This is a genomic window from Treponema succinifaciens DSM 2489, from assembly GCF_000195275.1.
Classification (GTDB): domain Bacteria; phylum Spirochaetota; class Spirochaetia; order Treponematales; family Treponemataceae; genus Treponema_D; species Treponema_D succinifaciens.
The window spans coordinates 533,602-553,592 of the sequence record NC_015385.1; the positions used below are offsets into that span (position 1 = coordinate 533,602).

The 19,991-nt window shown below is 40.8% G+C and carries 16 protein-coding genes; 9 read left to right on the plus strand and 7 right to left on the minus strand.

Features of this window, described 5'->3' with window-relative positions; all coding sequences use genetic code 11:
* Positions 1-27: 27 nt before the first annotated feature.
* Positions 28-3,672, plus strand: coding sequence for an alpha-amylase family protein (locus tag TRESU_RS02490; protein ID WP_013700742.1), 3,645 nt, complete (start codon positions 28-30; stop codon positions 3,670-3,672).
* On the opposite strand, the gene TRESU_RS02495 is transcribed toward TRESU_RS02490, so the two are convergent.
* A complete protein-coding gene (locus TRESU_RS02495; protein ID WP_013700743.1) occupies positions 3,638-4,957 on the minus strand; it encodes a pyridoxal-phosphate dependent enzyme in 1,320 nt (439 codons plus the stop codon). The two genes, TRESU_RS02490 and TRESU_RS02495, sit on opposite strands and share 35 nt — an antisense overlap.
* A gap of 87 nt (positions 4,958-5,044) precedes the next feature.
* The gene (locus tag TRESU_RS02500) at positions 5,045-5,263 is read right to left on the minus strand and encodes a hypothetical protein (RefSeq protein ID WP_013700744.1); all 219 of its coding nucleotides are present in this window, start codon (positions 5,261-5,263) and stop codon (positions 5,045-5,047) included.
* A gap of 67 nt (positions 5,264-5,330) precedes the next feature.
* Between TRESU_RS02500 and hisH the strand changes: the two genes are divergently transcribed.
* The gene (gene hisH / locus TRESU_RS02505; protein WP_013700745.1) at positions 5,331-5,978 is read left to right on the plus strand and encodes an imidazole glycerol phosphate synthase subunit HisH; all 648 of its coding nucleotides are present in this window, start codon (positions 5,331-5,333) and stop codon (positions 5,976-5,978) included.
* 1 nt (position 5,979) lies between these two features.
* Positions 5,980-6,747 (plus strand): imidazole glycerol phosphate synthase subunit HisF, encoded by a 768-nt coding sequence (gene hisF / locus TRESU_RS02510; protein ID WP_013700746.1) that lies wholly within the window; start codon positions 5,980-5,982, stop codon positions 6,745-6,747.
* 8 nt (positions 6,748-6,755) lie between these two features.
* Here the strand turns inward: hisF and pyk are convergent, their stop codons facing one another.
* Together pyk and queD are read right to left on the minus strand one after the other, a co-directional pair.
* Positions 6,756-8,555 carry a pyruvate kinase gene (gene pyk / locus TRESU_RS02515; protein ID WP_013700747.1) on the minus strand — a complete coding sequence of 600 codons (1,800 nt, stop codon included), beginning with the start codon at positions 8,553-8,555 and terminating at the stop codon, positions 6,756-6,758.
* A 19-nt stretch (positions 8,556-8,574) separates the two neighbouring features.
* Entirely contained in the window at positions 8,575-8,961 is a 387-nt protein-coding gene (gene queD, locus TRESU_RS02520) for a 6-carboxytetrahydropterin synthase QueD (RefSeq protein ID WP_013700748.1), read from the minus strand.
* A gap of 207 nt (positions 8,962-9,168) precedes the next feature.
* On the opposite strand from queD, the gene TRESU_RS02525 reads away from it, so the two are divergent.
* Together TRESU_RS02525 and TRESU_RS02530 are read left to right on the plus strand one after the other, a co-directional pair.
* Positions 9,169-9,693 carry a hypothetical protein gene (locus tag TRESU_RS02525; protein ID WP_148228240.1) on the plus strand — a complete coding sequence of 175 codons (525 nt, stop codon included), beginning with the start codon at positions 9,169-9,171 and terminating at the stop codon, positions 9,691-9,693.
* 56 nt (positions 9,694-9,749) lie between these two features.
* Positions 9,750-10,205, plus strand: coding sequence for a hypothetical protein (locus tag TRESU_RS02530; protein WP_013700749.1), 456 nt, complete (start codon positions 9,750-9,752; stop codon positions 10,203-10,205).
* A 48-nt stretch (positions 10,206-10,253) separates the two neighbouring features.
* Here the strand turns inward: TRESU_RS02530 and argC are convergent, their stop codons facing one another.
* Positions 10,254-11,198 (minus strand): N-acetyl-gamma-glutamyl-phosphate reductase, encoded by a 945-nt coding sequence (argC, locus tag TRESU_RS02535; protein WP_013700750.1) that lies wholly within the window; start codon positions 11,196-11,198, stop codon positions 10,254-10,256.
* Between the two features lie 106 nt (positions 11,199-11,304).
* Between argC and TRESU_RS02540 the strand changes: the two genes are divergently transcribed.
* Positions 11,305-11,715 (plus strand): outer membrane protein assembly factor BamD, encoded by a 411-nt coding sequence (locus TRESU_RS02540; protein WP_013700751.1) that lies wholly within the window; start codon positions 11,305-11,307, stop codon positions 11,713-11,715.
* Here TRESU_RS02540 and TRESU_RS02545 read toward each other — a convergent pair.
* Positions 11,712-12,998, minus strand: a complete 1,287-nt coding sequence (locus TRESU_RS02545; RefSeq protein WP_013700752.1) for a vWA domain-containing protein — start codon at positions 12,996-12,998, stop codon at positions 11,712-11,714. The genes TRESU_RS02540 and TRESU_RS02545 overlap by 4 nt on opposite strands.
* A 219-nt stretch (positions 12,999-13,217) precedes the next feature.
* Between TRESU_RS02545 and TRESU_RS02550 the strand changes: the two genes are divergently transcribed.
* Both TRESU_RS02550 and TRESU_RS02555 read left to right on the plus strand, forming a co-directional pair.
* Positions 13,218-14,315, plus strand: coding sequence for a hypothetical protein (locus tag TRESU_RS02550; RefSeq protein ID WP_013700753.1), 1,098 nt, complete (start codon positions 13,218-13,220; stop codon positions 14,313-14,315).
* A 28-nt stretch (positions 14,316-14,343) separates the two neighbouring features.
* Entirely contained in the window at positions 14,344-14,931 is a 588-nt protein-coding gene (locus TRESU_RS02555; RefSeq protein WP_013700754.1) for a helix-turn-helix domain-containing protein, read from the plus strand.
* 5 nt (positions 14,932-14,936) lie between these two features.
* On the opposite strand, the gene TRESU_RS15060 is transcribed toward TRESU_RS02555, so the two are convergent.
* Positions 14,937-15,089: a hypothetical protein gene (locus tag TRESU_RS15060; RefSeq protein ID WP_169309727.1), complete on the minus strand. Its 153-nt coding sequence runs from the start codon at positions 15,087-15,089 to the stop codon at positions 14,937-14,939.
* Positions 15,090-15,404: 315 nt separating this feature from the next.
* On the opposite strand from TRESU_RS15060, the gene TRESU_RS02560 reads away from it, so the two are divergent.
* Positions 15,405-19,979 (plus strand): 2-hydroxyacyl-CoA dehydratase, encoded by a 4,575-nt coding sequence (locus tag TRESU_RS02560; RefSeq protein ID WP_013700755.1) that lies wholly within the window; start codon positions 15,405-15,407, stop codon positions 19,977-19,979.
* Positions 19,980-19,991: the final 12 nt, after the last annotated feature.

Below are 19,991 nucleotides of genomic sequence, written 5' to 3' on the forward strand. Positions count from 1 at the left end.
AATCAAACTTTTTTATTGGAGTTAAATATGAAGATTTCTTACAATGAATTTCACATCAGCCGGAAAGTAAGAGAAGAATGCGATTTTGAAGATTCGCTTTTTTCTTCTGCCGGAAATGTTATTTTTGCAAACTTCAAGGCTGTGCATAAATTTCAGACAAAACTGAACGGGCTTTTTGATAAACGCGGTCAAAGTGAAAAAAAAGTTTCAGCAGGTTCTTTGAACGCAATGGGACTTATCGATGAAATTTTTCATTACGTCTGCATGATTTATAGAAGAGACAAAGCTCCGGATTGCTTTAAAAATCTTCTTTCTGACTTGGACAGAAATTTTTCAAAAGTAAAAATTGACAAATTGCTTTTGCAGTTCATGGAAGAGTTTCCTCCTGTTAATGTATTTAAAAAGGAAATTTCTGCGGAAGAGTTTTTAGAGCAGAACTGTATTGATGCCGGCACAAAAATGAAACGCTCAAACCGCGAGCAGGTTTTGGAGGAACTTGTGATGCTTCATCTTGCAAATGAAAATCCGGCGTTTCATCCGTTTGCAATTTTGTTTGACGATTCAAATCTTGTTGTCAACGCTGACTACATTAAAACTTGGAATCAGATTAAGGCATTCTTTTTGACTCAGCCTGTATTTGGTCCTAAGAACAATTCGCTTATAAATATGCTTAAAGAGCCTGTTGTTGCTTCTCCGACTTCTTTAAAAGGCCAGTTGGATTATATACGCACTTATTGGAGTGATGTTCTTGGCGAATGGATTCGTCGTCTTCTTGAGGGAATCGATACAATTTCCGAGGAAGAAAAAGCTGCCTGGCATCCTACAAACGGCGGCGAAGTTTCCATGGAAGCCTACACTTATGATGAAGAAAATCTGATGAAAGAATACGAGAGGTTCAGTCCTGACCGTGAATGGATGCCGAAAGTTGTTTTGATGGCAAAGACTGTTCTTGTATGGCTTTATCAGCTTTCTAAAAAATATAACCGCGATATTTCACGCCTTGACCAGATTCCAGATGAAGAACTTGATGCTTTGCGCGATGAGGGGTTTACGGGGCTTTGGCTTATTGGACTTTGGGAGCGCAGTTATGCTTCAAAAAGAATCAAGCAGATAAACGGAAATCCAGAGGCGGCCGCTTCAGCATATTCTTTGCTCGACTATGAAATTGCAGGAAATCTTGGCGGATGGCAGGCTTTGGAAAATCTTCGCTACAGATGTTGGATCCGCGGAATCCGCCTTGCAAGCGACATGGTTCCAAACCACACTGGAATGGACGGAACTTGGGTTACGGAACATCCTGATTATTTTATAACAACAAAGGAATGTCCATTCCCAGGTTACACTTTCAATGGAGAAAACTTGAGTCGCGATGGCCGTGTTTCAATTTATCTTGAAGACCATTACTATTCAAAAAGCGACTGCGCGGTTTGCTTTAAGCGTGTAGACAATGCGACAGGCGATGTAACTTACATTTACCACGGAAACGATGGAACTGGAATGCCTTGGAATGACACAGCCCAAATTGACTTTCTGAATCCAGTCGCGCGCGAAGCCGTTATGCAGCAGATTTTAAAAGTTGCCCGGAACTTCCCGATTATCAGGTTTGATGCCGCAATGGTTCTTGCAAAAAAACATATCCGCCGCCTTTGGTATCCTGAGCCAGGACACGGAGGAGACATTGCAAGCCGCAGCCGTTATGCTTTGACTTCCGCAGAATTTGAAAAACGCATTCCAAATGAATTCTGGCGCGAAGTTGTTGACCGTTGCGCTCAGGAAATGCCTGACACACTTTTGCTTGCTGAAGCTTTCTGGATGATGGAAGGATATTTTACACGTACTCTTGGAATGCACCGTGTTTATAATTCCGCCTTTATGAATATGCTCAAAAAGGAAGAAAATCAGAAGTACCGCGACACTGTAAAAAATACAATAAAATTTGATCCGCAGATTCTAAAGCGTTTTGTAAACTTTATGAACAACCCGGACGAAGAAACAGCTGTGGCTCAATTCGGAAAAGGCGACAAGTATTTTGGAGTCTGCACACTGATGATTACGATGCCTGGACTTCCTATGTTCGGACACGGTCAGCTTGAAGGATTTGAAGAAAAATATGGAATGGAATACACCAAGGCCTACAAAGATGAGAAGGTTGATCAGGATTTGATGAATCGCCATTGGCATGATATTTTCCCTCTAATGCACAAGCGTTATCTTTTTGCGCCTGTTGAAAACTTTTTGTTCTATGATGTCTGGAATAATGGAACTGTAAACGAAAATATTTTTGCTTACTCAAATGTCGTAGGCAACGAGCGCACAATTGTTTTCTATAATAACAAGTATGAACGCGCCCAGGGCTGGATAAAGCAGTCATGCGAGTACGCTGTAAAAACTGGGTCTGACGAAAATGACAAAGTGATGGTTTCAAAGTCTTTGGCTGAAAGCATGGGATTCACTTATGGCTATAATCACTATGTGATTTTCCGTGAGCATAGAAGCGGACTTTGGTTTGTGCGCAGAAGCGATGACTTGATTAACAACGGAATGTTCGTTGCTCTTAACGGCTTTGAATATCAGGTTTATCTTGATGTTCAGCAAGTTGTTGACGGCACGGACGGAAAATACTTTAAACTTAATGAGCTTTTGAACGGTTCTGGTGTTCCTGATCTTGAAATTGCATGGCAGGAATTCCGCTACAAGGATTTGTTTGCCGCTCTTAAAAATTTCGTTACAAAAGAGTTTATGCAGGATATTCACGCCTTGTTCTCTAGCGATTCTTCAAAAGAATTCAAGCTTGAAAACAAAGAGCCAACGTCGCTCAAAAAAGTTCTAAAGTCTGCAAAAGAAGCTGCTCTTGCTTATTACGAAAAAGAAAACGAGTTTGCGCTTGAAGAAGAAAAACTTGCGTCTGAAAATTACAAGAAAAAAGCAAAGTCAAAGAAATCTGAATCATCTCTTGAGCCTGAGCAGAAATTCAGGGCATTTGAGAAGTGCGTTGAATATTTGTATGAGGCTTATTCTGCGCCGGAAGATGAAGATTCAGCAAACAACCTTGAGCTTGAGATTTCTTCTGGAATCAAGTCGAATGAATTCAGTGCGGAAATTCTATGCGCCTTTGCAGCAGTTGCTTCCGCTGGCGGTGAAAACTGCAAGAAGTGGGGCTACAGCCGCAAACTTTCCGAGATAATCGAAAGCGCAGGCTTCTTCAATTCAGAAATGAGAAACAACTTTATCCGCATTTTTGAAAGCATGAAGATAAGCAGCCTGAACTTTGGAACTTCTGGATTTGTAAAGTCGACATACACTGTGGCAAAATCGCTTGTGGATTCTGAAAATTCATTTGTTCTTACTGGTGCAAATGAATACAACGGAGTTCGCTGGTTCAACAAGGAAAAAATGGATGCCACACTTTGGTATGCGTTTGCTTCCAACTGCATGACAAGCAAAAGAATCCTTCGCGAGCAGATTTTCAGGCTTTACAGAACTTTGTTTGCTTCAAAGGAACTTGCTGAATACAAGTGCGAGCAGTTTACAGAAGCCGTAAAGCCCGTGAAGATGCCAGCTCCAAAAACAGAGAAGGCAAAAGCAAAAAAATCTTCCGTGGAAAAAACTGATGCTAAAAAGCCGGCTGCTAAAAAAACTAAAAAAGATTCAAAGAGTTCAAAATCGAAATAACTGAATCTGTATCCTCCGGGGCAATTGGAGCTTTGTCAAGTTTGACAGGCTTAAATGCTTCGGTGATATTGTTCGGCATTGCAGGAGATTCTCCTAAGTTGTGCATAAGAAAATCTTTGCTAAGCGCAGGCGAGTCTCTTGCAACAAGAACAACAGCTCCGTCTTCTTCCGCTGCAACATCGTTTCTTTTTAGAACTGCCGCATAAGCCGCCGCTGTGTCGTGGTCTGCATAGACTTTGTATTGCATAAAAAGTTTTTTGCAGGCTGCTTCAATTTCCTTTTCTGAAACTGCCGCAGGATAGACAAAACTTCTAAGCATAAGTGAATTTGCCTTGAAAATCTGTTCAAGTCTTTCTATGTTTGAAGGTGAAGCCGGATCTGCAGCTGTGCGTTTTTCAAGCGGAATCATGCTGTTCATAACCATGCAGTTTCCGCCGGCATCAAGGGTAAGTTCCGGTGTTGAAGGAACGATGAATCCGTTTACAGGAAGAGCCATTCTCCAGCCGTAAAGTCCCGAAACAAGATTTCCATAGTTGCCAGCAGGAACGGCATAAAAAATATCTCCGTTTGTAATTTCTTTGAGTCTTGAAAATGCGAATGTGTAGAAAAATGACTGCGGTAAAAGCCGGCCGATGTTTGCCGTATTTGCTACAGTCAGGCTGAGTTTTTTTACAAGCTGTTTGTCTGAAAAAATTTCTCTTATGATTTTGTGGCAGTCTTGTTCTGTTCCGTCTATTTCAATCGGATAAATATTTCCGCCGTTCCAAACAAAGCTTTTTTCATCGATTCCGCGTAGCTTTCCTTTTGGAGCAAGAAGAACAGACTTTAGAAGTTTTTTTCCGCCGATAGCTTTTGCCATGCACGCTCCAAGTTCGCCTGTAGTCGCATCGAGCAGAATGGCTTTTTTTCCGTCCATCTGTAGAATCGTTTCCAATGCGGAAGTTAAATAAGAAACTCCGAAGTCCTTGAAAGTTCCAGTTGCGCCGTGATAAAGCTCAAGAATAAAAAGATTTTTGTCCAGCTGTCTGAAAACTGGATCTTTTGGAAATGCGTGTGTTGCAATTGCTTCGCAGATTACAGGGCTGAATTCATCATTTATCATTGCGGAAGTAAGCGCGCCTGCAAGAGAAGCGAATGTTGTTTTTTCATTTGTATAATAAATCCAGCGGCGCAAATCGTCTGTGTCGTCTGGAACGTAAAGCCCGCCGTCAGAAGGAATGCAGTCCAAAACTGCCTGTTTAAATCCTACGATATTCCGGGCATCACGTGTGCTAAAAAATTTCATTTATGTATCCCCAACCATTTTATTATTCAAAATAATAACATTTTTAGGGGCTTCTTTCAATTGAAGGACTTGATATGGAAAATTTTACTATTCCTGCTTTGGCTTTTCTTCTGGTTTTGGAGCTGGTGTGGCTGCAGCGGCAGGTTTTTGTGCGGATTTTTTCTTCTTTGGTTTAGGCGGACGTTTTCTGTATTTTACAACGTAATTTCCGAGCGATATAAAAAAAATTGTAAGAATTGCAGCTGTGATAACGCGTATATCTTTTAAAACTGAAATGCAAAGATTGACAAGAGCCGTAATGTCCATATTGAATTTATCGGCAGTTTTTAATATAAACTTACTTGAAACATTCAATCTTTTGTTGGAGCAAAAAATGACTGGAATCATAGATTACAATGCAGGAAATATAAAAAGCGTGGAGCATGCGCTTGAATACCTTGATGCTCCTTATGTTCTTTCTGGAAATCCTTGCGAGTTAAAAAATGTTGACCGTGTGATTTTTCCCGGAGTAGGAGATGCGGCTTATGCGATGCAGCAGCTTAAGTTGACAGGCTTTGATTCTTTTTTGAAAGACTGGGCGGAATCTGGTAAACCGATTTTAGGAATTTGCCTTGGCTCTCAAATTGTGTTTGACTACAGCGAGGAAGGAGATACAGAATGCCTTGGACTTTTAAAAGGAAGCATAAGGCGTTTTTCATCTTTAAAGGATAAAGGCTTTGACACAAGTTTAAAAGTTCCGCATATAGGATGGAACAATGTTTCGTTTGCAAACGGAGGCTCTTCTCTGTTAAATGGAGTTGCGCCTGATTCGGATTTTTATTTTGTACATTCCTATGTGATTCAGCCGGAAGATTCTTCTATAATAAAAGGCTATGCGGACTACGGAATAAAAGTTCCTGCAATAGTTGAAAAAGACAACATCGCGGTTTTTCAGTTTCATCCGGAAAAATCAGGAAAGCCCGGACTTGGAATCTTGAGAAATTTTGTCTCTTCTGATCTTTCTGCAAAGGAGAAATTTTAAAATGTTGAAGAAACGAATTATAATCTGCCTTGATGTAAAAGATGGACGCACAACAAAAGGAATAAAATTTCAGAACAACATCGACATTGGCGACCCTGTGGAAATGGCTGCTGAATATTACCGCCAGGGTGTGGACGAGCTTGTATTTTACGACATAATGGCAAGTGCGCGCGGAAGAGGTCCTATTCTTGATTTGATTGCAAGAGTCGCTTCTCAAGTTTTTATTCCATTTTGTGTTGGAGGTGGAATCGGAACTCTTGACGACATACGCTCTACAATTCTTGCCGGAGCTGAAAAGGTTTCGCTTAATTCTCAGGCTGTAAAAAATCCGGAGCTTATAAAGCAGGGTGCACGCGTTTTTGGAAATCAGTGCATTGTTCTTGGAATGGACGCTGCAAAAGATTCTCAAATGCCAAGCGGCTACAGAGTTTATATTAACGGCGGACGAATAAAGACAGAGCTTGATGCAAGGGAATGGGCACAGAAAGCTGTTGAGCTTGGTGCTGGCGAAATAGTTTTAAATTCAATTGATGCCGATGGAACAAAAGAAGGCTATGAACTGAATCTTACAAAAATGATTGCGGAGTCTGTGCCGGTTCCTGTAATTGCAAGTGGCGGCGGTGGAACTCCTTCTCATCTTGCGGACGTTCTTACAAAAGGAAAGGCTGACGCTGCCCTGATTGCCTCAATGGTTCATTCAGGAGCGTACACAGTTTCTTCTATAAAGAATGAGCTTTCCAAAGAAGGAATCCCTGTAAGGCTTGTTTAACTTTTACTTTAGCAGATTGCTCCCTCGTAAATAAGTCCCTGCTCTCCGTCTATGGAAACAGAGAGATTGTCCTCAAGAATTTTGCAGGCGTCGGGAACATTCTGTATATAGACAAGGTTCGGATTTACAAGTTTCAGGTTTTCCTCTTGCAAGTCGCTTCCGGATTCTGAAATAACTCCGTCTATAATTCTTAATACCGGAATGAGGTCTTCTGTTATTCTTTCGCAAACAAGAATTGTTTTGTGGTTCAGTTTTACAGTGTCGCGGATTTCAACAATGTCTTCTGCGTGGATTATTCTTCCGCAGATTTTTTGTTTTTCACTGTTGCAGAATCCGAATGAAGTTCCTCTTGCAATTATGTTTCCAACAACAAGTACTCGGATTGTGTTTACCATAAGCGGACTTGAAAGCGGAATTCCTGCGCACACAACAACTCTGTCTGAAAGTTTTACGAGGTTGTTTTCAATTGCAAGTTTTACAGCATTCTGAATCATCATGTCTGAATCTCCTGCGATTCTGCAAAGAACCGGAGTTACACCCCACTGAATCATAAGCTGACGCTGAACTTTTTTATTTGGAGTTACAGCAATTACAATTTGCTCTGGACGAAAACTTCCAATCATTCTTGCAGTGTTTCCATGCAGTGTCGGAATTATTATTGCTTTTGCCTTTATGTTCTTTGAAAGTTTGTATGCGCTGTGTGCAACCATGTGTCCTACTTCTGTTCCGGGAACATAGTCGGAATCTATTTTTCTCATGTGCTCTTTGTATTCAAGAGAATCTTCTGTTGTGCGGGCAATCAGCGCCATTGTCTTTACAGATTCAACTGGATATTTTCCGCCAGCAGTTTCCCCGGAAAGCATGAGCGCATCTGTTCCGTCAAAAATTGCGTTTGCAACATCAGTAAGCTCTGCTCTTGTAGGCCGCGGATTTACAATCATTGAATCGAGCATTTGCGTTGCCGTGATTACAGGTTTTCCGGCGGTATGGCAGCATCTTATAATGGCTTTTTGCGCGAGCGGAATTCTTTCTGTAGGAAGCTGGACTCCCAAATCTCCGCGCGCAACCATTATTCCATCTGCCTCGCGTGTGATTTTTTCAATGTTGTTTAAGCCTTCTTCATTTTCGATTTTTGCAATGACACGGGCTTTTGCGCCTACAGATTTTAAGTATTCTTTAATCTGTACAACTTCTTCCGGGAAACTTACAAAGCTCGCCGCAACAAAATCAATGTCCTGTGTTGCCCCGAACTTTAAATCTTCCTTGTCTTTGTCTGACATGATTGGAAGCCCGGCATGAACTCCGATTAAGTTTACATTTTTTCTGCTTCCAAAAGTTCCGGCGTTTGAAGCCTTGCATATAATTTCTTCGCCTTCAACTTTCTGAACAACAAGTTCAATCAGTCCATCGGCTATTAAGATTTTTATTCCCGATGAAACTTTTTTTGTGGCTTCTTTCCATGAAATTGAAATTCTGCACGGCTTACCTTCCGAAGCATTTACGCAAGTGCAGTCGTCTGTTGTAACAATTACGGTTTCACCTGCGGAAAGATTGATGTTGTTTGTGCCGTCTATAAGTCCAGTGCGGATTTCGGGACCTTTTGTGTCCAAAAGAATTGCAACAGGTACATCTATTTCTGCAGAAACTCTGCGAACCCTGTCCATTGCTTGCTTGTGCCAGTCATAAGTTCCGTGCGAAAAGTTGAATCTGGCTATGTTCATTCCTGCTTTTATCATTTCGCGGATTGTGTCATCGTTGTCGCAGGCAGGTCCGATTGAGCATACGATTTTTGTTTTTCTTGTAAGCATTTTGTTCTCCGATAAAAAATTATTCAGCAATGTATCGCGCGCGGCTTGTTTCTGTTTCAAAAACATCGATTGCATAAAGCCATGCTTTTTTTCCGTCTGTTTTTTTTAGCAAAGGAATTCCTTCTATGATATGATTGTATATGTAAACGGCGATTCTTTCTGCGCTTGGATTTTGCTCAAAGAATTCTATGTCGTTTAAATTTGTATGGTCAATTTTGCCGCAAACTTCACGTAGAGTTTTTTTCAGCTTTGTAAAATCCAAAAGCATTCCACCTCTATCAAGTTCTGTTCCGCGGACGTGCGCATAAACTTTGTAATTGTGTCCGTGAAGATTTTCGCATTTTCCGTTGTAGTCTCTTAAAAAATGCGCCGCGCTAAAATCAGCAGTAACTCTAACTTCAAACATATCGATTTTTATTATACAGTTTTTGCCGTTCTATGAAAATTGAATTTTCAAACTTCTTTCATTTGTTTTTCAAAAATGAAATAGCCAGGCTTTGCAAAAACGGTTATAATTTAATGTCATTATCAGGCTCGACCCCGATAATCTAATGGAGTTCTACAACAGATTCCCATGTCGTGGCATGGGAATGACAATAAAATGTTTGTTTTTATGAAAAAGCTTTTGTTTTTGATTTTAATTCTGTTTGCCTTCGTTTTTTCTTTTGCGGATGATTCTGATTTTTCACAGCCTTATGAAGAAAAAGTTTTAGTGTCTTTTGGAAGTTCCAGAAAAAAATTGCCGGAACCCAAGCAGAAAATTGTGCGTGAAAAGAGTTTTCCGTTTTTCTCTAAATATAACTTTTCAGATAGGACAGAAATTTCAGAAGAGGAAGCCATGAAACTAATCGGCGGAATTTCAGAAAACAAATCAGTCATAAAAAAGGAAAAATTCTGGTACTGGGCAACTGTTGTGAATGCCGCGACTGCAGGCGGACTTTCCGTAGGATGTATTGATGCGGACAGCACAAAAGAACTTGGCGCATTTGGAATTCCTGACGCAATTTTCTTTTTGGGAGCAGTTGCAACAAATCGCATTTCTGCCCATTACGAAAAAAAATCCCTGCAAAATTACAATGATTATGTTGAAGAATATAATAAAAGGATAGCAAATTACGTTGAAAATATAACAGAATGAAATTTTGTTGACAAGAAGAATAACATATTGTTATAATATGGATAAGGAGTATTTTTATGAGAAAGTTTCTTTTAGGTTTTATTTTGCTTCTTTGCTTTTCTGTTTTTGTGCAGGAAAATGAAAACTGCGGAATTGTTTTTTCTACTCAGTCAGTTTTTCAAAAAATGGTTCAGCATGATGGACTTTTTTCTTTGGACAAATTTCAGTTTGCTGGCGGAAAAAATGCAGAAATCAAAACAGACCTTGACGCTTCCTTGCGCATTATTGAAGAAGCTAAGTTTTTGTCAGAAAAAGCTGATTTTTGCCGGAACATGAGTTGGGCTTCTTTTATGGGCGCGGTCGGCTGTACTGCAATTGGCGCATTAAACAACAATCTTTCTTGTGATACAGACAACGCTTTGTTTGACATTGTTTCCAATTGTGTGCTTTCACTTTTTTATTTTCCTTTGTGCGAATCTTCCTACAGAAATGGCGCGGCTGAAAAATATAATCAGTTTGGTTTAATTGATTGACAAAGAAAATAACGCGCGTTACAGAATATGCACAGGAAATTTTTCTTTTTAAAGACCAGTCGCTTCGTCAATACCCATCATTATGTTCATGCACTGGACAGCCGCTCCGCTTGCGCCTTTTCCGAGGTTGTCAAAACGGCTCGTTATTGTAATTCGCTCGTCGTTTCCGCAGACAAAAATCTGCATATTGTTTGTTCCTGACAATGTGTTTGCCGCGATAAAATTGTCCTGCAAAATTCCTTCACCAAGAAAATCCGCGGTTTTTACAAAATGGCAGCCCTTGTAATGCTCCTTGAATGTTTCGCAGATTTCTTTTGCGCTCATTTTCTTTTCCAAAAGCCTTGAATAAAGCGAAATTGTAACTGTCATTCCCTGAAAATAATCGCATACATAAGGATTGAAAATTGGCTTGTAATTTAAGCCGCTTACCTTTTGCATTTCTGGCAAGTGCTTGTGTTCCTGTGTGAGGGCATAAAGGCGCGGACTTTTTAGCTCTGGATTGCGGTTTGAATCTTCGTATTGCGCGATTGCTTTTTTTCCGGCTCCTGAATATCCAGAAACCGCATGGCAGACAATCGGATAATCCGCAGAAATTATTCCATGTTTTACAAGCGGAAAGCAAATTGAGGCGAATCCTGAAGCATAGCAACCAGGCGCTGCGACTCTGCTTGAATTTATAATTTTTTCACGGTGCGCAGGGGAAAGCTCAGGAAATCCATAAGCCCAGTCAGGGTTTATACGGTGCGCTGTAGAAGCGTCTATGATTTTTGTCTTTGGATTTGTGCAAAGACTTACGGCTTCTATGCTGGCGGCATCCGGAAGGCATAAAAATGTAAAATCAGACTCGTTGATAAACTTTGCGCGTTCTGCAGAGTCTTTGCGTTTGTCTTCATCGATAAGCAGGATTTCAATGTCTTTTCTGTTTTCAAAACGTTCAAAAATTTTTAAGCCTGTAGTTCCTTCTTTTCCGTCGATAAAGATTTTGTATGCCATAAGACGCCTCTTTTTGATGTAACTTTATAAAGTTAGTTTTTTTTATAGGATATATAGAATAAAAACTTAGATTGTGCATCAAGTGCTGAAATGATATACTTTAGGAATGAAAGATTCAATATTTATGAAAAAAATTGTTTTTAACTTTTTAGTTGCTTTTGCTTCAGTTTGCTTTTTTTCATGCGTGTCAACAAAGGTTGAAGTTCCAGACAATGCTTCAAGTCTTGAAATAATTCAGCTTGCACAGACTGCATTGGACAAGGGGAGCACAAAAAAATCTTTGCAGTATTATGAAATTCTTTTGCAGCGTTACGGAATGAACACTGCCATTTATATAGAAGGCCGCTACGAAATTGCGCATATTTATGTTAAGCAGAAAAAATACAGCAAGGCAGAGCCAATCATAAATGAAATTCTTGAAATTTATAATGCAAGCCAGCCTGGACAGTTTCCCGGCGCATACAGAAAACTTGTCCAGAAAGACTTTGAAAAAATTCAAAACAGAAAACGCAATTAATCCGCGGATTTTCCTTTTTCATCAGGAACGATAATGCAGTCGAGCGTGATTCCTTTTTCACTTGCAAGCTGCATTACTTTTTCCTGCGTTATTTTTCTTGGACCTCTTGGCTTTGGATGCGGTTCAGCGTCTCCAAGAAGAATGATTTTTCTTTGCGCGTCATTTCTCCATTCATAGAAATTTATTGAAGCAAAAAGAGCTTCATGCACAGCTTCTGGAATGTCGCCGCCTTCGTTTCCGTGGATTATGACGGAATCCAATTGCTTTTTGATTTTTTCAGGCTCTCTTGTAAAGTCAAAGAATTTTACAGGAAGTCCTTTGTGGTTATAGGAGTCGTTGTAATCCCTGTAAAGCAAAAGCGCAATTCTTAAGTCTTCAAATTCCTTTGCCTGTTCGATAAACTCTGGAATCCATTTTTTGCGAAGAACTTCCATGTCGTCTTTCATGCTGCCGGTTGTGTCTATTGCAAGCACGATGTCCGCTCTTGTCTTCGGCGTGATTCTTTCTACGGAATCCAGTAAGTCCTGAACAAGATTTTCCGGCTTGGAATAATACAAAAATCCGCCGCCTTCATTTGCAAGCTGCGAAAATTTTTCTACCGCCAAAGGATTGTAGTCGTCTGTTAAAATCGGCTTTTCTTCTTTCTGCGGAATTATTTGCGGCTCTTCATTTACTTCTGGCTCTGGAATTTCTTCAAGCGCGGCTTCGGCTTTTGTAGGCTCTTTTTCCTTTGGAGCTTTACCTATGTCGAACATAAACGGATTGTCCATGTATTTGCCAGTGTAGTCGCCGTAAGGTTTTTCAAATGTGCGGATATTTATAAAAACACCTTTCCCTATTTGAACAGAACCGTTGCGCGACCAAGGATAGCCAAAATAAATCGTGTTTGGAATAAAAATGTGGAATGCTTGTCCAAGCTCAGGATGATTTTCTACAGTTGAAGAAATCAGGCTGTATTTTGAATATTCAGAATGAAGCTCTTTTCCGTCCAAGTAGCGGATTTCGTTTCCGTTTGTTTCGTTCCATTCTGTGGCGCGGTAAGCGTAGTTTGGCTCTTTTCCGTTTGGATCTTTTGTGGTTTCAACCAGCATTACGCTGCTTATTGCAGGCTTCTTCCTTATAAAAAGATCAACTCCTTCACGTTCGCCCGAATCTGAAAATCTTTCCTTTACTGATATGTCGTTTGCCAGAATTTGCATTTGCGGCAGTTCAACAATCCGAGTCTGCTGTGCAAAGGCAATTCCTAGTGAGATTATGGTAAAGAACAAAATGCGCTTTTTCATGATTTTATTATCGGAGTGTATTTCCTTGAGATGAAGTGTAAAATTTATTTATGCTAAAAGAAGAGAATATTTTTACAAAAATGTTTTGGATTTATACGTTGAAAATTGAAAAATGTGTGATATAATAATAGTCTATAAAAATTTTAGTTTTCAAGAACAGGTTTAGCATTTTAATTATGCCGTAAATAGTTCCAATTTAAAAATAAAGGCGAAGGTATTTTGGACACAAACAAAATTAAAAATTCAGATTTTTCTCAAGTTGATATTTCTTATTTTTTTAACAATGATGAAAATATTAAAAATGAAATTATTCAGACTGGAATTATTGTTTTTACAGATTATCAGCAGAAACTTATAAAAAAACTTCAGGATGCGCTTGAAAAGACTGCTCCAGACAGACTGGCACGGCTTCAGGAAAGGCTTGATGACGTTACAAGTCTTGCTCAAGCGATTGCCCGCTTTCCGTCTTTGCTTGAGCGGGTGAACACAACAACTTCCACAAGAACGCCGATGGCTTTGGTTGAAAGCATTATTTCGTATCAAGAGGAAGGCGATACTGTTCTTCACATGCCGTCAAAAGCTATTCTAGGAAAAGGATTTCTTGTGGCGAAAATACACACTTTTTTTTCAATGTCGAAGCTTGCAAAAAATTACGCCCTAATGGATGAAAAAGAAGTCAAGAAGTATTATGACGAAACTGTTTCCATGATGTTTACACTTATGGCGGAAGATGTCTACATGAACCTTATAAAAGACAAGTCTGTTTCTATTGATTTGCGCCGTGAACTTGCCAATTCCCTTATAATCCTTTGGGAGCACAGAAGCGACCAGACAATTTCTGATATTGCGCCTGTTTTGCAGGCTGTTTGGTCTACTCGCCGCCGTCTTGCTCCCGCTTTTGGCTCCATGATGGGAACGAGTGAGCTTATGATGGTTACGTTCCAGATGGACGATCAGTGGGGCGCATTTATAAAGGAAAAACTTAGCGAACCGGATGTTGCACAGGCAATGGAGGAATTCCTGTTCGGAGTTTCTTATGAGCAAATTTTGCGTCTTAAAGGAATTTTGCGTGATCAAGGCGTAAAGTCGATTGGACGTGATGAAGTAAGTTCATATCTTGGCGAGCGTGTAAAAACAGACATAAACCTTGACTATAGAGATTTTTATCTTTTGTATACAGTTCGCCGTGATAATGCAAGGGCAAGGCAAAGGCTTCATATTGAAGGTCCGAAAAATACGCTTGAAGACCACTTTATCCGTTTTATAATGGAAAAAAATCAGGAAAAGCAGAAAAATGATACTTTTGCAAAAAATTGAATTTCTTTAATATGTTGCGGGTAAAAAAATGAGCGAAGACGAAAATAAAAGACAATATCAGTTTGGAGAAAAATTAAGAGCTGTCCGTGAAAGAAAGCATTTGACATTAAAAGCTGTGGCGGCGCACGCAAAAGTTAGTGAAAGTCTCGTTTCCCAGATTGAGCGGAATAAAGTTTCTCCTGCTATAGATACATTGCTTGATATTGCCGATGCTTTGGATATAAGCCTTGAATTCCTTTTTGAAGAATACAGCCGCCGCCGTCCAGTTTCTGTGATTCACCGTGAAGACCGCCGTAAAATCAACGAGGAGGATGTTGTTTACGAAGAGCTTTCAGATCCATTTTCCGGCAATGGTGAAAATTCATTTGAAAGCTACACGATAAATATTCCTGTTGGAAGCCGTACTCACCGCGGAAGCTACGGTCATCTTGGAAAAGAAATGGGGCTTGTTGTTCAAGGCGAAGGAATTCTTCACTACGGAAACAAAGAAATTGCTTTAAAAGAAGGCGACAGTATCACGTTCAACGCAGGTTCTCCCCATACTTTGGAGAATACAGGCTCTGTTGAATTAAAGGCGATTTGGATGGTTACTCCTGCCCAGAAATTCAACGCGTAATTTTTTTATTTTAGCATTGCCATGTCTGGTTGAATTCTTCCTCTGTACAGGGCAAACGCATTATAAATGTATTCAGCATAAAACTGGCTTTCAGGCACGGTTTCCTGGTTCAAAATCGGGCAATAATGGGGATGTCCAATAAGTATCTTTTTTGTCATTTATAGGCTTTTATAGACTTGACCCGAAATTCTAAATGCATATATTACAATCATTTAGAAATTGTTCAGCAATGACATTCAGAACTTATTGGACATCCTCTGATTGTTGCAAAGTAACTATAGAATTGCCCGCTCACGCGGTCGCAACAATCAGAGTGTTTTTGCCCCAGAAACCGTTCCTTCGCGCAAACTTTACTTAAATTATTTATAATGCGTTTGCCCTGTTCCTCTGTATTTTTCACGTTGAATTTTTGATTGTATTCCTATATATTATAATATGAATTCTTATTTTTAAATAAAAAAGGTAATTTTTATATGGAAAATAATAGCTTAGGTGAGATTTCTTCATTGACCCCTGCAGTCCGTCCAATCAGGATGGGAATCGATGTTGGTTCAACCACGGTAAAAGTTGTTGCGCTTGGAGAAAATGATGAGCTTTTGTACGGAGCTTATGAGCGGCACCGGGCTGATATTAGAAATACAATTATTACTGTTGTAAATAAAGCCTTTGATTCGCTTGAAGAAGTTCTTCCGGCGAAGGAAAATCAGACTGTCAGCGTTAAGGTTACTGGTTCTGGCGGACTTTCTGTTTCTCAGTGGCTGAATATTCCGTTTATTCAGGAAGTTGTTGCCGCTACTACCGCTGTAAGAAAAATTATTCCGCAGACGGATGTTGTGATTGAGCTTGGCGGCGAAGATGCGAAAATCACTTATTTTAAAGGCGGAGTTGAACAACGCATGAACGGAACTTGCGCTGGAGGAACTGGAGCTTTTATTGATCAGATGGCGGCTCTTTTGGAAACTGATGCTTCCGGACTTAATGAGCTTGCCCGCGGAGCAACCACAATTTATCCAATTGCCGCCCGTTGCGGAGTTTTTGCAAAGACTGATGTTCAGCCTTTGATTAATGAAGGTGCGCGCCGTGAAGATATTGCGGCTTCTATTTTTCAGGCAGTTGTAAGCCAGACAATTTCTGGGCTTGCTTGCGGAAAGCCGATCCGCGGGAATGTCGCATTTTTGGGCGGACCGCTTCACTTTTTGGATCAGCTTAGGGAACGCTTTGTAATTACATTGAAGCTTGGGGCGGAGCAGACAATTGTTCCAGAAAACAGCCAGCTTTTTGTTGCTTCGGGTGCGGCTTATTCAGCTGAACGGGAAATAAAATGCGTAACTCCTTCTAGCAAAAATGGAACATTTCCTACTATAAAACAGTTCAGGGAAAGCCTTAAAAATCTTGTTGGCGCAGAAATGCAGGAAGTTCAGCGACTTGAGCCGTTGTTTACAACTCATGAAGAACTTGACGAATTCAATAAGCGCCATTCACAGGAAAAAGCCAGCACTGGAGACTTGGAGTCAACTGAAGGTCCTGTTTTCCTTGGACTTGATGCCGGCTCTACAACAACAAAGGCTGTTCTGATTGATACAAAGGGACGCATTTTGTGGCGTTTCTACGATGTGAATGCAGGAAATCCTGTTGACTTGGCTGTAAAAGTTCTAAAAAGCCTTTATAAAATTCTTCCTGAAAAATGCTATATTGCGCGTTCTGTTTCTACAGGTTACGGCGAAGCTTTATTTCAGGCTGCCCTTGGAGTTGATGCTGGCGAAGTTGAAACTATAACTCATTACCGGGCGGCGGATTTTTTTGTTCCTGGCGTTGAATTCCTTTTGGACATAGGCGGACAGGATATGAAGTGCCTTAGAATGAAAGACGGCGCGATTGTTTCCATTCAGCTTAATGAAGCCTGCTCTGCGGGTTGCGGTTCGTTCCTTGACAATTTTGCGCGCACAATGGGAATGAGCGTTCAGGAATTTTCAAAGATTGCGCTTATGGCAAAAAAGCCAGTTGACCTTGGAACTCGCTGCACGGTTTTTATGAACAGCCGTGTAAAGCAGGCTCAAAAGGAAGGCGCGGAAGTTGCGGACATTTCAGCGGGACTTTCTTATTCGGTAATAAAGAACGCGCTCTTTAAAGTAATAAAACTTCGCAAGGCAAGCGATATTGGCAAAAAAGTTGTTGTTCAAGGCGGAACTTTCTTTAATGATGCGGTTCTTCGTGCGTTTGAAAAAATTGCCGGTGTAAACGTTTATCGTCCTGATGTTGCGGGGCTTATGGGAGCTTACGGTTCTGCGCTTATTGCGATGGATCAGTGGGAAGATTTACGCCGTCCAAAGCCGGATGATCCTGACCAGACTCCTAAATTTGTAAAAAGCGGCATTGCGACTTTGAATCAGCTTGAGTCATTTAAAGTTGACCTTGAGCTTCGCCGCTGCGGAAAATGCTCTAACAATTGTCTTCTTACAATAAATACATTCTCTACTTCTGGAACTGAAGTCGGAGAAAAACGCGCTGTAAGAAAATTTGTTACAGGAAACAGATGTGAGCGCGGAGCAGAACTTGAAGAAAAAACTTCAGTTGTAGATGCAAGCAACAAGCCTTCCGAAGATGAAACTGAAAAAAATCTTCCGAACCTTTTTGAATGGAAATACAAGAGGCTTTTTGGACATTATATTCCGCTTAAGCCGGATGAAGCTGTTATGGGGGACGTTGGAATTCCGCGCGTTTTGAATATGTATGAGAATTATCCGCTGTGGTTTACTTTCTTTACAAAGCTTGGATTCCGTGTGCGCCTTTCTCCTCGTTCTAGCCGTGCAATTTATGAAAAAGGCCTTGAGACAATTCCCTCGGAAAGCGTTTGCTATCCTGGAAAAATTTCCCACGGTCATGTGGAAAGTCTTCTTCAGCAGGGGATAAAATTTATTTTCTATCCGTGCGTTCCTTACGAAACAAAAGAGGATCCGGGAGCTGGAAATCATTACAACTGCCCGATTGTTACAAGCTATCCTGAAGTTTTGCGCAATAACGTTGAGCAGCTTCGTCAGGACGATTCTGTTTTGTTTATGAATCCGTTCCTGCCGGTTTATGACAAGCAGCGTTTAAAGGAGCGTCTTTTTGAAGAGCTTTCCCTTAAGTTTAAAAAGCTTACCCGTCAGAAAATAAATGAAGCTGTGGATGCAGCTTGGGCTGAGCAGGAAAAATTCAGGAAAGATGTTCAGGAAAAAGGCGAAGAAGCCCTAGAAGAGACAATCCGCCGTGGTGCAAATGGAATTGTTCTTGCAGGACGTCCTTATCATCTTGACCCGGAAATCAACCACGGAATTCCAGAAATGATAAACGGCTTGGGAATGGCTGTGTTCACGGAAGATTCGGTTGCGCACCTTGGTTCTATTGAGCGTCCGTTAAGAATTATTGACCAGTGGACTTATCATAACAGGCTTTACCGTGCAGGAGCTTTTGTAAGCGGAATGGCAAACTTGGAGCTTGTTCAGCTTACATCTTTTGGCTGCGGACTTGATGCCGTTACTTCTGATCAAGTTGATGAAATTATGAAGTCAAAAAGCAGAATGTACACGCTCATAAAAATTGATGAAGGCTCGAATCTTGGCGCGGTAAGAATTAGAATCCGCTCTTTGATTGCCGCTGTAAAAGCCCGCGAAAGGAACAGAACAAAGCTTTCTATAAAACCAGCTTCGTATAAACGTCAGGTTTTCACCAAGGAAATGAAAAAGAAGCACACAATTATCGGACCGCAGATGAGCCCGATTCACTTTAAGCTTCTTCAGAAAGCGATGGAGTATTCCGGCTACAATTTTGTTGTCCTTGACGCTGTAGATCCGATGGCTGTTGAAACTGGACTTAAATATGTAAACAACGACGCTTGCTATCCTTCGATTCTTGTTGCAGGTCAGATGATTGCTGCTCTTCAAAGCGGAAAATTCGATTTGAACAATACGAGCCTGATTATTACGCAGACTGGAGGCGGATGCCGAGCTACAAACTACATTGGATTTATCCGCCGTGCCTTGAATGACGCAGGGTTCAGCAAGATTCCGGTTATTTCTATGAGCACTCAGGGATTTGAAAAAAATCCGGGCTGGACTTATACTCCGGGAATGCTTATTAGGCTTGTCCGTTCCATTATGCTTGGCGATTTGCTTATGCGCGTTTTGTATAGAACCCGCCCTTACGAAGCTGTTTCTGGAAGCGCAAATGCTCTTTATGAAAAATGGAATGCAAGATGTGAAATCGCATTGAAATCGCTTTCCGTGTTTAAATATAGAAAGCTTATCCGCGGAATTATAAAGGACTTTGACAATCTGCCTCTGCTTCCTGTAAAAAAGCCGCGTGTCGGTGTTGTTGGTGAAATTCTTGTTAAGTTCCATCCGACTGCGAATAACGACATTGTAAATGTAATTGAAAGTGAAGGCGCGGAATGCGTTATGCCGGATTTGGCAGACTTTTTGTTTTATACTTTCAGCACTGGAATTTTCCGGCACAGACAGCTTGCGTTCGACAAGAAAACTGAAAAAAATGCGCGTCTTATGGTTTGGGCTGTTGAGCTTTTCCGCGGATACATAAAAAAACAGCTTAAAAAAAGCCACCGTTTTGATCCGCCGAATTTGATTTACGACATGATGAAAGGCGTTGACGATATTGTTCAGCTTGGAAACATAACTGGCGAAGGTTGGTTCCTTACTGCGGAAATGGTCGAGCTGATTCATTCTGGCTGCCCTAGCATTGCGTGTGTTCAGCCTTTTGCTTGTCTTCCGAACCACGTTACAGGAAAAGGAATGATAAAGGAATTGCGCCGTCGTTATCCTGAGTCGAATGTTTCTGCGATTGACTATGATCCGGGCTCAAGTGAAGTTAACCAACTGAACCGTCTGAAGCTTCTTCTGAGCAACGCACCTGTTGGCAAGCATCCGGACGAAGAGGCGGACGGAATGATTCATCAGCCGGATAAAAAAGTTGTTAAGCCGGAAATTCAAATGGCGGAAGGCGCTTTCATAGATCCAGAGCCTGTTGAAATGAAAGATGTGCCTGTAATCTAAAGGCTTTTGCAT